Source organism: Serratia sp. CC22-02, from assembly GCF_900182895.1.
GTDB lineage: Bacteria > Pseudomonadota > Gammaproteobacteria > Enterobacterales > Enterobacteriaceae > Serratia > Serratia nevei.
In genome coordinates this window covers 899551-914657 of the sequence record NZ_FXUD01000001.1, presented here as the reverse complement: position 1 = coordinate 914657, position 15107 = coordinate 899551, and the positions used below count along the sequence as shown (strand labels likewise).

The 15107-nt window shown below is 57.8% G+C and carries 10 protein-coding genes; all 10 read left to right on the top strand.

Going from position 1 to position 15107, the window contains the following annotated elements; all coding sequences use genetic code 11:
• Positions 1–26: 26 nt before the first annotated feature.
• The 10 genes from QOL81_RS04395 (at position 27) to QOL81_RS04350 (ending at position 15052) form a co-directional block, all read left to right on the top strand.
• Positions 27–5813 carry a non-ribosomal peptide synthetase gene (locus QOL81_RS04395; protein ID WP_283439674.1) on the top strand — a complete coding sequence of 1929 codons (5787 nt, stop codon included), beginning with the start codon at positions 27–29 and terminating at the stop codon, positions 5811–5813.
• A gap of 1 nt (position 5814) precedes the next feature.
• Positions 5815–6642 carry a Cof-type HAD-IIB family hydrolase gene (locus QOL81_RS04390; protein WP_060420458.1) on the top strand — a complete coding sequence of 276 codons (828 nt, stop codon included), beginning with the start codon at positions 5815–5817 and terminating at the stop codon, positions 6640–6642.
• A 105-nt stretch (positions 6643–6747) separates the two neighbouring features.
• Positions 6748–6981 (top strand): hypothetical protein, encoded by a 234-nt coding sequence (locus tag QOL81_RS04385; protein ID WP_038872255.1) that lies wholly within the window; start codon positions 6748–6750, stop codon positions 6979–6981.
• A gap of 78 nt (positions 6982–7059) precedes the next feature.
• Positions 7060–7458 (top strand): hypothetical protein, encoded by a 399-nt coding sequence (locus QOL81_RS04380; RefSeq protein WP_060439610.1) that lies wholly within the window; start codon positions 7060–7062, stop codon positions 7456–7458.
• A gap of 71 nt (positions 7459–7529) precedes the next feature.
• Positions 7530–9008, top strand: a complete 1479-nt coding sequence (locus tag QOL81_RS04375; RefSeq protein WP_149571209.1) for a PhoPQ-activated protein PqaA family protein — start codon at positions 7530–7532, stop codon at positions 9006–9008.
• Between the two features lie 645 nt (positions 9009–9653).
• Positions 9654–10193, top strand: a complete 540-nt coding sequence (locus tag QOL81_RS04370) for a fimbrial protein (protein ID WP_038872246.1) — start codon at positions 9654–9656, stop codon at positions 10191–10193.
• 56 nt (positions 10194–10249) lie between these two features.
• Entirely contained in the window at positions 10250–10933 is a 684-nt protein-coding gene (locus QOL81_RS04365) for a fimbrial biogenesis chaperone (RefSeq protein WP_084827581.1), read from the top strand.
• 55 nt (positions 10934–10988) lie between these two features.
• Positions 10989–13571: a fimbria/pilus outer membrane usher protein gene (locus QOL81_RS04360; RefSeq protein WP_197657834.1), complete on the top strand. Its 2583-nt coding sequence runs from the start codon at positions 10989–10991 to the stop codon at positions 13569–13571.
• Positions 13572–13614: 43 nt separating this feature from the next.
• Positions 13615–14556, top strand: coding sequence for a fimbrial protein (locus QOL81_RS04355; RefSeq protein ID WP_197657835.1), 942 nt, complete (start codon positions 13615–13617; stop codon positions 14554–14556).
• 136 nt (positions 14557–14692) lie between these two features.
• Positions 14693–15052 (top strand): hypothetical protein, encoded by a 360-nt coding sequence (locus QOL81_RS04350; protein WP_060420470.1) that lies wholly within the window; start codon positions 14693–14695, stop codon positions 15050–15052.
• Positions 15053–15107: the final 55 nt, after the last annotated feature.

The window sequence follows — 15107 nt, the reverse complement described above, 5'->3', positions numbered from 1 at the left end:
TGTGTCTTCTAAATGGAGTGTTTGTCATGGAAGAAATTCCTGTATCACCCTACTCAAAAGTTTTTATCGATGAATATGATCGCCATCCTGAAGGCTGCAATTACAACGTATTGGTGCTGCAGCGAATTGAGGGCGCGCTGGATCCCATCCGGTTGCAAGCCGCGCTGAATGCGCTGGTGCAAGATCATGTACTGCTGAACAGCCATATTCATGAACAGGATGGCGAGCTGTATTGGCGCCGCAATGACGCAATCCATCCGTTGCAGCATTACACGGACCGCACGCTGCTGACGCAAGTGATTCGCCGGCCCTTCGATATTTACCGCGGGCCGCTTTATCGCTGGGCGCTATTCGCCGAGGGAGAGCGGCGCTATACCTTGGCGTTGGTCGGCCACCATCTGGTGATTGACGGCGCCTCTTCCGACGAGTTTTTCTCCCTGGTGAGCCAGTACTATCGCCAACAGCGGCTGGCGACGCGCGTCGAGGCGGCCGAGATCGCCGCCGTTAACCGGCAACTGCAGCAGGAGGTGAAGCAACTGGCCGCCGATGGGGCGCTGGCGCATTGGCGCGCCGAAGCGGAAAGTTTGGGCGCGCTCGAGGTGCCGTTTGAGCGAAGCGGCGCTGGCCGTGAAGACGAAGCGGGCGAGCTGCGCTTCCACTTTCCCAAAGCGCAATGGAAAGCGCTGAAACAGGCCTCGGGGATTCGGCGAGTGAATGATTTCCTGGCGCTGCTGGTGCTGTGGGGCATCTTGATGGCGCGCAGCGGCAATCAGGAAACGGTCTACATCAGCTATCCGGTGTCGATAAAGAAGGGGCAAAAATTTGCGCTCGGCGGCCATGTGAACACCAGCGTGTTGCCCCTCTCTTTGCGTGACGGCGCGAGTTTTTCCGACGTTTATCGACGGGCGCTGGCATTTATTACCGCCGCGCCGCCGCAGTCGCGCCAACGTTTTAACCAGCTGCCCACGCAAGAGGTGGTGCGGGCGTTGGGGATCCGCGCGTTACCGATCTCCTTTGCCCAAACCAACTTGCGCGATGCGGCATTGCCGCTGGCCGATTGCGCCACCTGGCCGCTATTCGAAGCCAATCACGATATGGCCAGCGCGGCGCTCTCGCTGGAATACGAAGACCGGGCCGATATTGATGCGTTGCAGTTCCGGTTGCGCTTTCGCCAGGGCATGTTTGACGAGGAAGACATGCGCGACTGCGCGGCGCATTTTACTCGCCTGATGCAACAGGCGATGAGCGCGCCTGACGCCCCGTTAAGCCACATGGCCTTTTATCCCGCCGCCGACAGGTCGCCGCCGGATAATGAAAGTCTCCCGCTGCCAGGGGAGACCCTCAGCGCCCGTTTTGAAGCGATCGCGCAACGCTACCCGGAAAACATCGCGCTGGAGTATGAGGGGCTGCGCGTCAGCTACCGTGAGTTGAACGGCATGGCGAACAGCCTGGCGCGCGAGATCGTGCTTCGCTATGCGTCGCTGACCGGGGCCGAGCCCCAGGTCGACGCGCCGATCGCGCTATACAGCGAAAAAAGCCTGGAAATGGTCGTGGCGCTGCTGGCGGTGCTGAAAACCGGCGCGGCCTATGTGCCGATCTCCTGCCATTATCCCCAGGCGCGTATTCAACATATTCTTGCGGAAACGCGGGCGGCCTTGGTGATTGCCGGGCCCTCTATGCAGACGGCGGCGGAAGCGTTGGCGGCGATGATGCCGCATCCCCAGGCCGTGCTGACACTGGGCGATCTGAGCCGCCTGCCGCATGAACGGCATAATCTGCCGGTGGTCACCGCCGCCGAACGGCTTGGCGCGATCATTTATACCTCGGGGTCGACGGGAGTGCCGAAAGGCGTGATGCTCGAGCAGCAGGCGATGTGCGGGTTGGCGACCGCGTCCGGCATCGCGATTACGCCCGAAGATGTCTTGTTGTTCCTGTCCAGCCCGGCGTTCGACGCGGCGACGTTCGAAGTGTGGGGCGCCTTGCTCAACGGCGCCAAACTGGTGGTCATCCGCGACACGGAAGATATCGCCGGCGATGTGCCGCAGCTGGAAGCGCTGCTGCGTCGGCAGCAGGTGTCGATTCTTTGGGCCACGCGCAGCTTGTTCGATCATCTCTACCTCAGCAACCCCGATCTGTTTGCCGGGCTGCGCTATCTGCTGGTGGGCGGGGAGGCGCTGACCGCCACGCTGATGCAGCGCTTGGTGCGGCAACCTCACCGTCCGCAGTGGGTCATCAATGGCTATGGCCCCACCGAATGCACCACGTTTACCACGATGTACGCTATCGCTCAGGACGAAGCGCGCAGCAGCATTCCCATCGGCAGGGCGATACCGGGGCGTGAGCTCTACGTGCTGGATCGCTGGCGGCAACCGCTGCCGCCGGGCTTGGCCGGCGAGTTGTATATCGGCGGTTCGGCGCTGGCGCGCGGTTATCTCAACCAGCCGCAGCAAACCCAGGCGAGTTTCATCGAGTTGCACGGCCGGCGCTTATACAAAACCGGCGATCGGGTGCGTTGGCTGCGCGACGGCAATCTGGAATATCTCGGCAGAAATGATTGCCAGGTGAAAATTCGCGGATTCAGGATTGAACTCAGCGAGATAGAAAATGCGATCAATGCCCTGGAGGGCGTCGAGAAAGGCGTAGTGGTGGATGTCGTCCATCGGGAGAGCAAGCGCCTTGCCGCCTATTTGCTGATGGCGCGGGGCGTGGCCTGGGATCCTGCCGAGCTGCGCTCCCGGCTTGAGCGCAGTTTGCCGGATTATATGGTGCCGTCCAGCTATGTCGAGATTGACGAGATACCGCTGACGGTTAACGGCAAGTTGGATCGCTCGGCCTTGCCCGCGCCGCAATTCGCGCAAAGCGGGCGTTATGCCGCGCCGGAGAACCCGCTGGAGGCGCTGATTTGTTCCCTGTGGTCGAACATTCTTGGCGTGGAGACCGTGGGCATCGACGACGACTTTTTCCGATTGGGCGGCGATTCGATCCAAAGCATTGTGTTCACCAGTGAATTGAGCAAGTCGGGTTACCACAGCAACTCGCGTGCGGTGTTCGAAACCAGAAATGCGCGGGCTCTGGCCCAGCGCATTCTGCGGCAGCAAGACGCGGTTACCGCGCTCAACGAACAGGGCGAACTGCAGGGCGAATTCGAGCTGCTGCCGATTCAGCGCTGGTACCGTGAGCTGGCGCCGAATCGCAGCGCTTTCTTCAACCAGACTTTTTTGGTGCGGGTACCGCCGATGTCCGCCGAACAGGTCGCCGATCTGGTGGCCGCGCTGGCGGATCAGCATGACATGCTGCGCGCGCGTTTTAGCGTCGACGACGCCGGCGTCATCGTGTCGCAGCGCTACCTGTCAGCGGCCGACGGCGGCCCTTCATGGGGCTACTATGACCTGGCGCTTTGTCGCCAAAGCCGCGCCGAGCTGCTGCGTCAATGGCAATCGGGGTTTGATCCGGCGGCAGGGCCGATATGCCGCTTCGTTTACATCTTTGACAGCCGCGCCCCCGGCTACGCACTGATGTTCTGCGCGTTTCATCATCTGATCGTCGATGTGGTTTCCTGGCGCGTCATCGTCAGCGACCTGCAGCGGTTGCATCAGGGGGAATCGCTGCCGGCAAAAGGCACCAGCTACCGCCAATGGGGAGAACGGTTAAGGCAATACGCGGCAACCCGGCAAGACCAATGCGCTTACTGGCTGGCGATGATCGCCGGGCAGCCCGATTACGCCACGCTCAGCGGCGTGGTGCAGGCCCCTGAATTTTGCCGCTTCGAGTGCGATGTGGCGTTGACCGCGCTGCTGATGGACGGTTGCCATCAGGCCTACAACACCTCGGTGCGCGAAGTGCTGTTAGCGGCCCTGGCGCCGGTGCTGCAGGCATGGCACGGCAGTGCGGACAGTTACCTCACGCTGGAACACCATGGCCGCGATATCAATGACGATAAGATCCGGCTTGAGGGCACCGTCGGCTGGTTCACCGCCTTGATGCCCTTGCGCATCACCGCGCACGAGTGCCAAAAAACCACGCTGCGCGCCATCAAGGACCGGCTGAGAAAGATGCCTGACCACGGTATCGGTTATTCGGCGCTGAAATACGCTTCAGCGCCGGGCGATGAGGTGCCGGCTTGCCTGCGGCGCCACCGCCTGCCGGCCATTTCGTTCAATTATCTCGGCGCGTTCAACGAGCAGGCCGACGACGCGTTATGGGCCTTGATCGACCAAACGGCGGATTTGGAAAATGGCGCGATGCCGGTCAGCGGCAACGTATTGGATCTGGTGCTTTATGTTCACGACGATCGGCTAAGCATCGTCATGTCAGGTTTGCTGCCGCATGAAACGCTGTCGCGGATCGGGTCGCACTATGTCGACAGCCTGTCGGCGCTGGTCGAGCACTGCTGCCACGAAGCCAGCAACGGCGTTTGTCTCGCCAGCCCGGGTGACTTCCCCCATGCCGACGTCAGCCTCGCCGAATTGGATCGCTGGCAGCAAAAGCATCGTCTCGCCGCCGTTTTCGAAGCCACGGTAACCCAGCGAGAGTTGATGTATTTCAACCGACTCAACCGCGAGTATCAGATCGACCAGGCGGTTTATGAGATCGCGGGGCCGTTGCAGCCCGAGGTGTTGAATCAGGCATGGGCGCTGGCGCTGCAGCGGTTTGAAATGCTGCGCGCCGGATTTGACGATCAAACCCGCCGCGGCCGGCCCAACGTCTTTATCTGCGAGACGCTGCAGGCGCCGATCGCGATGGACGATTGGTCGGATGCCGCGCCAACCTCTCTGGAGGAACGGATGGAGGCGCTGCTGGCCCGGGAGAGGGAGACCGCGTTTGAGCTGGATGCGCCGCCGTTGATTCGCTGGCGCCTCATCAGGTTGCATGCGGACGAGCACTATCTGGTGCAGACCTTTAACCACATTCTGTTTGATGGATGGTCGCTGGGGGTCTTGTTCGGTCAGTGGTTCAACGATTACCTCGCCCTGTTGGCGGGCCGGGTGCCGGCGCTGGAGATTAACCGATTCGAGCCTTTTGCCGCCCATGTGCGCACGCACGGCAATGATCCTGAGGCGCGGGCCTTCTGGGCAGACTATTTGCGGGATGCGCCGGTCAATCAACGCTTGCCGCTGACTGCCGCACCGCAGCTCGTACCGCAGGGGCGCCGGATGCGTCAGCATGGCGACGAATTCTCCAGCGCGCAGATGGCGCGCCTCACCGCGTTTTGTCGGCGGCAGGGGATCACGGTCAACCAACTGACGCAGCTGGCCTGGATGCTGGCGCTGGCCGAGGCGCTGGCTTGCGATGATATCGCCATCGGCACGACCATGAGCGAGCGCCCGGCCGACATTGAGCAGGTGCAGACGCTGTTTGGCCTGTGTGTCGCAAGCCCGGTGCTGCGGCTGCGGGCGATTCGCCGCCGCCCCCTTTATGAGCTGCTGGATGACATCGCGGATTCACAAACCTTCCGGCAGAAATACGCCTTTTCCGAACTGAATCGATACGACGAGAATTGGGTGCCCACCTCGCCGTTCGGCAGCCTGTTCGTGTTCGAAAACATGCCGAAACCGGCGATGGATCCACGGCTGCCGTTTCAGTGCCGCGTGATGGATATCGTCAGCGGCAGCAATCACCAAACGGTGCTGTGCCTGTTCCCCGAGGCGGAACGGCTCGCCATTTCACTGTTTTATGATTCCCACGAGATCGCTCGGGAAAACATCGTCGAATTGGGCCGACGTTTTCTGATTATTGCGCTCGCGATCGCCAATCTCCCGCCCGACAGCGACATCTGCGCTGAGGACGGGATTATCCAGGCTGAGGAGGCATGATATGTGGCTGGCAGTCGACGGCAAAATAAAGTACCGGGCGATCGTGAGCGATCTTGACGGCACCTTGCTCGATCCGTCCGGGAATTTATCCGATGTGACGGTGGAAACGCTCAACATTTTACAGCGTCGGGGGTTGGAAATCGTCATTGCAACGGGGCGCTGCGATGCGGATGCGCGCGGGATCGTGGACGGGTTGGGGTTCTCGCCGGTGATCGTTTCTTGCAACGGCGCGATGGTCAACATCGAAGGGCAGGCGGTGGCGGATAGAAGCTATTTTTTGCCCGCAGAGCTGCAAACCGGGCTGATCGATTTTTTATTCGCCAGCCCGTTCCACGTGACCCTGTTCACCCGAGAGGGCTGGATGATGGCCGAAGAGAACCCGCATTTTTCTGACTACGTCAAAACGTCGGGCGTGGCCTGCCGCTATGTCGAGCCTGAGGCCATGAAGCGGCAGCGGATATTGAAGGTACTGGTGCATGGCGACGCGGCGCCGATCGAGACGCTCTTTGACCAGGTCAACCAGGCCTTCGGCAAAACGCTGTCCATCTGTAAGTCCTCCACGGAAACGATAGACATCATGGATAAGCATATTTCCAAGGCCAGAAGCGTGGCCGACTATTTGAATTCCAAACAGATAGCGATGCGCGATTGCCTCTCTTTCGGCGATGCGATGAACGATCTGGACATGCTGCGCTGGGCCGGAACGGGCGTGGTCATGGGCAATGCCATGAGCGAATTGAAACGCGCTCTGCCGTTGAATCCGGTGGCGTTGCCCAATAGCCGCAATGGCGTCGCAGACTATCTCTGTCGTGAATTCGGTCTGTTCTGACGTTTTCACCGGGCGAGGTTTATTGGCAGACAAAAGGAGGTGAACGAACAGTGAGGGTTTCATTTTCTCAAAACGGAACACTTAGATTAATGCAAAGGAGCGAGTATGAAAGAACTGACTGAAGCAGAAGTTATGGCGGTATCCGGCGCGGGCATCGCTTCCGACGCCGGCAAAATCCTGGGTACGGGTATTGGCGCCATCGTGGATGCCGGCACCGGTCTTTTCGGTATCCATGCGGATGCGTCAAACGCCGGCGCAAAACTCGGTGAAGGCATTGGCGCCGTCATCGATGCCGGGATTAGCGCGTTCTCGCAGTTGTTTGGCCGCAAATCCTCTTGAGCCTCTAATGAAAAGTGCCCGCAAGGGCACTTTTAAATCAACCGCGAGCGCGGTGCAGGGAACGGGGCGGGAGGATGAATGGCAAATAAAATCATGCTGATTATGGTTATCAATCTTTTTGTGGCGGTGGCATTGGCGGTGTTTAACGTCATCTATATCCAAAAGAAGATGGATATCCGCTACCCCAGTGACGCCACCCCCTTTCAGGTCGCGGAGAAAGCGCAGGCCAGAATCCTGTCTATGAGACAGACCGCGGTGTTTTTAAACAACAATCCCGTGGTGGCGTTTACGTTGGAAATTACTGCCAAGCGCAGGCAGTTCACCCTGACGGATCATCGCGAGGTCGTGCTCTACGTCGCCATGAGTCGTTATCAGGAGAACCGCATTTATAGCGTGCTGGTGGGGGAAAACGAGAACGATGTGATGTTCGAAAAAGACAGCTTCGGCTACCCGATATTATTTCATCACGCCTCGTGAGGCTGTTGATGCCCGTTTGCCGCCGCGCCGGCCTGCGAGGGCGGGGCAACGCTAACTATCGTGGGGGAAAAATGTTAAAGATCTCCGCTTATATTACCTTGATTTGGCTGGCGTTGGCCGTCTGCCGGTACGCCGCGGCCAAGGAGGAAGACACCTGCTTCGCCGATGAGCACCCAGCATTACAGACGGTGATCCCTTGCTATAACCAGCAACTGGCCACGCTGCCCCTGTCATTTTCGTTAAAAAGCGTGGAGAGCGGCCAACACACGGAAATTCGTCATTATCGGCTGATGTCGCAATCCTGGTCGCCGCAAGACGCGATCCGGCCGACGCAGTGGTGGCACGACGTGGACATTTATATTCCCAACGGGGCATTCACCGGTAAAGCGTTGCTGGTGATGAGCGAAGACTGCGCGTGCAGCGCCGCCGGCCCGGGAACGTCGGGCAATCAAAAGCCGGCGTTTTCAGCTGAGGCGCTGGCGGCGCAGAGCAAAACGGTGGTGGTGGTGGTCAATCGGCTGCCTTACCCGTACCTGGAATACCAAAATGAGGGACGGCGCCGTTCAGGGGCGGATAGCCGGGCGAGGGGATGGCGATTGTTCCTGGATGATGCCGATGAATATTTGATGATGCCGCTGCATATCCCGATGACGGCGGCGCTGTCGCAAACCATGACGCTGGCGCAGCGCGAATTGCGCCAGTGGGGGATAGACAAATTTATCGTCGCGGGCGTGTCTGAGGGGGGAACCACGGCCATGCTGACGGCGCTTTCAGATGAGCGCATCGATGCCGTGGCCGCCATTTTCCCTGAGGGGATCGCGGCGCGGCAGGTGATGAAGCATACCTATCGCACGTATGGCGGGCGTTGGCCTTTGGCGTTTCATCCTTATTACCAACTGGGCATCGATCGGCGCATAGAGACCCCGGCGTTTGACAAGCTGATGCAGATTGAAGATCCCATCGAATATCCCCCTCTGGCCGAGCGCGGGCGGCCTCCGGCACCGAAGTATTTCATCGTCGCCGGCGGCGACGAACGCTATCCGCCCGACAGCACGCGGTTTTATTTGAATAAGCTGCCGGGGGAGGTCTCGATGCGAGCCATCGCCGGCGACGAGCGCACGGTCCCCGAACGCGCTGTTCTGGCCTTGGTCAACCGTCGTCAGCGTGATATTGCGCTACCGACGATCGAGGTGCAGAGCAACGCCTCAGAGACGGCGCTGCGCACGCTCCGCTTTTCCGAGCCGCCGATCAGGGTGTTGCGCTGGACTGCGCATAACCGCACGGCCCGAGATTTTCGCTACTCGTGCGGCGTGCGTTATACCTCGGCGCCGCTGGAGGCGAACCGCGGTGAATTTCGGCTGAACGCCCCTGCACAGGGTTGGGAGGCCACCTTTATCGAAGCCGAGTTTAGCGACGGGTATATCGCGACCTCGCCGGTCTTTATCACCCCTGACGACCGCTACCCGATCGCCGCACCGGCGGGCGATGGCCTGGCGTGTGAAACCTTACCGGGCCGAGGGCTGGGGGAGGATTATCGCCATGACGATTAATCCCACTGAAAATAAGACGGAAAAGCGTTTACTGTGAATTGAACGTCAAGAGAACGCGGCTACATCGCTGAATTAACCTGCGTCAGAAGGGAACCGTTGATGATCGGCGGCGCCCTTTCTGCAGCATGATTACGCTGATTTATTGTCGGCGTTTTCTTATTTAAGAGAAAACTTCCCTTCATATTTCACCTCTTCTGAACGCTTAATCGTTATTGCCCTATCCGGTTTCGCCGTCGACGCGCCGCAGCCCCTTAGCAAGAATCAAAAAACTCTCCAGTCATTGGCTCCCGCGCGGCGTCTTTCATTTTTGTGACAACTCATCCTTACGCACATTCATTGAAGAGGAAATGAGTGGTTTATCTTGTGGATGGTGTATGAAGCATGCTGATAAACCTTTCCTTTTCGGCCAGAGGAATGAATCAAGAAACGCTTTTTTTTTGGTTTTTTTAAAATAAAAATAAGAATGATGCCAATTCGATTCGGGGTAATTATCTTTTCTCATCTTTACATTGATTTTATGTATTGCTAAAGAGGGAAAGCCAAGCATAATTAACTGTGAAAGGGGCGGAGCTCCTATTCGCCTTATCACGGATTAGCCGTGATAGGAATATTTTTAAGTTTGTCCAATCAAAAGGAGAAGTACCCATGATGGAAAAAAAAGTGATTATGTTGGCATTGGTTGCGGCGAGTTTTTCGAGTGCTTTGCCGGCCCTGGCGGCAGACGGGCAGGTTAATTTTACCGGGAATATTGTTGATGCCGCGTGCAAGGTCACAAATGACTTGAGTAATCCATTAAATGTTGTTCTGGGCGATGTGGCCCGAACGGCATTTGCGGGGGGCAAGGGATCCACTTCCTCGGCGACTAAATTTACGCTGGAAGTGACGGATTGTCCGGATACGGTAAAAAGCGCCACCGTTAAGTTCGACGGCGCGGCCGATAATGGTGACAACAACGTATTGCAGCTGACCCAGGAAACGGATGTCGCCACGGGCGTTGGCATCCAGCTGTCTGATATTTCTAATAATGTTCTTCCGCTTTACACGGCCTCAACGGCCTATCCGCTGGCTTCCGGCAGCGGCGTGAAAAACAATCTTGATTTTACCGCGCGTTATATTTCCACGCTTGCAGATGTGACTGCCGGTAAAGCCAATAGCGTCGCGACCTTCACGCTGAATTACAACTGATAATATTTTCTTGCCCGCTGGTTTCCAGCGGGCCGTATTGCCTCGGAGATAATATTATGCGGTTTAATTGCTGCAGTGCCCTAATGGGATTCATTTTATTATTATTTTTTTCTACGGCGCAGGCCGGTGTGGTTGTCGGTGGAACGCGAGTAATTTTTAACGGTGAAAAAAAAGAAGCCTCAATCAGCGTCGACAACCCGGACAACGAACCTTATTTAATCCAGTCCTGGCTGGATAATCAACAGAGCGGCGTGGATAAGATAGCCTTTATCATTACGCCGCCTTTATTTCGTCTGGATGGGCATCAGGAGAATATGCTGCGCATCGTCCGCGTCGGCGATGACTTGCCGAAGGATAAAGAGAGCCTGTATTGGATGAATATAAAGTCCATTCCTTCGACAGAACACACGGGTAAGTCGAACACGTTGCAAATCGCGGTAAAAACGCGCCTCAAACTGATTTATCGCCCTGCGGCGCTGCTCAAACAGGTTCCCGAGGATGTGACTCAACGGTTGACGTGGCAGCGCGTCGGCAAGGAATTAAAACTCACCAACCCCACGCCGTATTATATGAATTTTCATTATGTTCGCATCGGCGGGCGCGAAATGAAAGAGGTGACTTATATCGCGCCGATGAGTAGTGAAATGTTTTCATTGCCGGTTTCTGGCGCGTCGTCGGTCAGTTGGAAATTAATTAACGACTACGGCGGCACCGGCAAGGAGCATCAGTCAGGTATTTAACCGCCAGGGGATAGGCGGCAGAAGGGAATAACGAATTCAATAATGGAGCTAATGAATGATAACTCGTCAGCGTAGAGCAGCGAAGCGGGATGCTTGGCTGAAGCGCATCGTCTTATTCACGGCAACCACGGCGGTATGCGGCAACATGGCCAACCCTGCCTTTTCCCGTGACTATTTCAATCCGGCGTTGCTGGAAACGGGGCGTTCGGGCCAACAGCCTGTTGACCTGTCGGTGTTTGAAAACGGCAACCAGGTGCCCGGCAAGTATCGGGTGGATATTTGGGTGAATGACATGCTGATGGAGACGCGTGATGTTCGGTTTGTCATCAAGCCCGGCGGCGACGATAAAGCCGGCCTGCAGCCTTGCCTGACGGGGGAGGATTTACAACGGCTCGGCGTGAAGATCGAGCGGTTTCCCGCATTGAACCGCGCGGAAGAGTGCGCGAATTTGGCCGCCATCCCGCAGGCCTCGGCGCAATTTCAATTTAACCGCCAGCGGCTGGTGCTGAGCATTCCCCAGGCGGCGTTGGAAAATCGGGTGCGTGGTTATGTACCGCCCGAACTGTGGGACGAAGGGATGCCGGCGATGCTGCTTAATTACGGTTTCACCGGCAGCAACAGCAAGGGGCGCGATCGTTTTACCCAGAGCGCAAGCAGCTACTACCTCAACCTGCGGCCGGGGTTCAATCTGGGGGCCTGGCGGGTGCGGAATTACACCACCTGGAGCTACAACAGCGGCGGTGGCGGGCGGCAGTCGGAAGATCGCTGGGACACCGTCTATACCTACGCCCAGCGCAATATCATCAGCCTGAAGAGCTTGCTCACGCTCGGTGAAAGCAGCACTCCGTCCGATGTGTTTGACAGCGTGTCGTTTCGCGGCGCGCAGCTGGCCTCCGATGACGACATGTTGCCGGAAAGCCTGCGCGGCTATGCGCCGGTGGTGCGCGGCATTGCGCGCAGCAACGCGCAGGTGGTCATTCGCCAAAACGGTTATGTCATCTACCAGAGTTATGTCGCGCCGGGCGCGTTCGAGATTTCTGACATGTATCCGACCGGCGGCAGCGGCGATTTGGACGTGACGATCAAAGAGGCGGACGGCAGCGAACAGCATATGACCGTGCCTTTTGCCAGCTTGCCGGTATTGCAACGCGAAGGGCGCCTGAAATACGCACTGACGTCCGGCCAATATCGCACTTACGATCACAGCGTGGAGAAAAAGGTTTTCTCGCAGGGCAGCCTGATTTACGGCTTGCCGGCCGGCTTTACCCTCTATGGCGGCGGGCAATTCGCCGGCCCGTATCAATCCTTGGCCTTGGGGGTGGGTAAAAACCTGGGCGAGTTCGGCGCCCTGTCGGTGGACGCGACTCAGGCCTGGGCGAAACAGGAACATCAGCCGAAAAGCGACGGCCAGTCGTGGCGCGTGCGCTACAGCAAAAACATCGTAGCGACCGGCACGAACTTCGCCATTGCCGGCTACCGCTATTCGACCAGCGGCTATTATGGGCTGCAGGAAGTGCTGGACACCTACCGCAGCGGCAACCGCTACGCCCTGACAGACCGCCGTAAAAACCGCGCCGAGATTACGCTCAACCAGAATTTATGGGAGGGGGCGGGGTCGCTTTCCCTCAGTGCGGTCAGCGAAGATTACTGGAATTCCGAGCGCAACATGCAATCGCTGAGCGCGGGTTACAACAATAGCTGGAATGGCATCAGTTACGGTTTTAACTACAGCTACAACCGTAATTCACAGGCGATTTACGGTGACTCAGACCGGGGACAACGGCGTATTTACGATCGCGACCAACTGTTTGCCTTCAATATCAGCGTGCCGTTGGAGAAATGGCTGAGCAACACCTACGCCACCTATAGCCTCAATACCAGCCAAAAAGGCAATACCAGCCATACGGCGGGGCTCAACGGCACGGCGCTGGCCGGCAACAACCTCAACTGGAGCGTACAGGAAGGGTATGGCAATCAGGGCCAGGGCAACAGCGGCAATGCCAACCTTGACTGGCGCGCCACCTACGGCGAACTCGTCGCGGGATACGCTTACGATCGCAGCCAACAGCGCGTCAACTATGGCGTGAAAGGGGGCGTGATTGCCCACGAAGACGGCGTCACCTTCGGCCAGCCTTTTGGCGAGACGGCCGCCCTGGTGACGGCGGCCGGCGCCAGCGATGTGGCGGTCGGTAACCAGGTCGGGGTGAAAACCGATTGGCGCGGCTATGCCATCGTTCCTTATGCCACCCCTTATCGCAACAACTCGATTCGTCTTGATGTGGAGAGTTTGCCTGATGATGTCGATCTCGCGCTGACCAACCAGTCGGTCACGCCTACCCGCGGCGCGGTAAGCCGGGCGAATTTCAAGGCGCACGTCGGCAAAAGGATCCTGATGAGAATCACGGATCCACACGGGGTGCCTCTCCCTCTGGGGGCCAGTGTCCGCGATGCGGATCATTCGGCGCAGCCGTTCCTGATTGGCGGGGATGGGTTGGTTTATCTGTCCGGCATGGCGGAACAAGGTCGGCTCATCGTGCAGTGGGGGCGAAATGCCGAGCATCAGTGCCGCATCAGCTATCAACTGCCGGCGGAGAAACCCGCTGCAGGGATCCAAACCCTCGATGGCGTTTGCCAATAGATCTCGCTCCGTATCCATCATGACTTGTTAAGTGAGAGTGAAAATGAACGTTTTTATCAGGATATTCGGTTACGGCGCTCTGCTATGGCTGGCGACGCTGACGACGGTGGCGTATGCCGGCACCTGTACCACCAACGCGAAAACCATCCGCATGGGGTTGCTGACGCTGGCCGTGGATCCGCGTATTGAAATCGGCGAACAGTTGGCTGTCCGTACGGAAAACAGCATCAGCGGCACGACGTTTTCTTTTCTTTGCTCGGGATCGGTGGCCTATCGTTCCATGTCGCCGCTGACGCCGAGTGCGCTGCCCGGCGTGTTTGAAACGGGCATCGACGGCGTAGGCGTGACGATTTCGGACCTGTGGCAGAGCAATAAGAACGTGCCTTTCAATACGGCGATTTCGCCCAACCTGCTGACGCCGTGGATCAACCGCAATGATGTCAGGCTGACGTTTATCAAAACCGGCCCGATTAAAACCGGCGGTGATATGGGGGGGAAGATTATCGCCAGATATTATCTGGACTCGACCTCGGTATTGGATTTGAGCATTTCCGGCATGAAGGTCATTCAGAAAAGCTGCCTGGTGGATTTGAATTATAAAAATCAAACGGTGGACTTAGGCAGCCCAAAACGCAGCGAATTTAATGGGGTCGGCAGTAGCGCGGTGTCTTCCGAACGTAACTTCTTCGTGGTCCTGCAATGCCAGGAAGACAATATTCCGGTACAGGTGACGTTTGAAGCGGCCGGAAATTCGCCGGGCGTAGGCATGATCGCTATTGCCGACGGTTCTGATGCGGCAAAGGGCGTTGCCGTGGAAGTCTTGGACGAGAACCGTAATCCGCTCACGTTTTCCCGGCCGATTAACTATCACACCGCTGCCGAAAAAGAGATCAGAATTCCCTTAATGGCGCGTTATAAGCAGACGGGGGACATTAGCCCCGGGCAGGCCGATGCCGTCATGACATTCACCATTACGCAGAATTAAGGGAGCCGTATCAAAAATATAATGCCGTCTTTTCCCGCGGCATTATTGGTGGCATCCGGCGCTGCAGGCCGATGCCAATGCAATGACAACACGCATGTATGGCTGTGTTTGTCCGTTTAAATATGGAGATTAACCAATGAAAGAACTGTCTGTTATCGAAATGAATGAAGTGTCAGGCGCCTATTCCTGGGATATGAGCAATGGGCTGGCCGGCCTGATTGGCAGCGCCGTCACCAATGCCGCGGAAGCCGTTTCGTCCGTTGCTTTGGGCGCCGCGGTCGGCAGCATGGCGGGCGCCGTCATCGGCGGTAAACATGGCGGCGACGGCGGCGGTCTGCTGGGCGTCGGCTCCATTGGCCAGGGCGTTGGCATGGTCGCTGCGGGTATTCTGGGTGGCGTGGCCAGCGGCGTGGCCGCGGCCGTTGTTGGCTGGGATACCACCCTGGAATACTCCAAAAAAGGCCTCGATGGGCTGATTAACGGCACCATCAGCTAAATCAATATTGCTGTCCAAGGCCGCAGCGCTCGCGCTGCGGCTGTCTCCCGGTCAG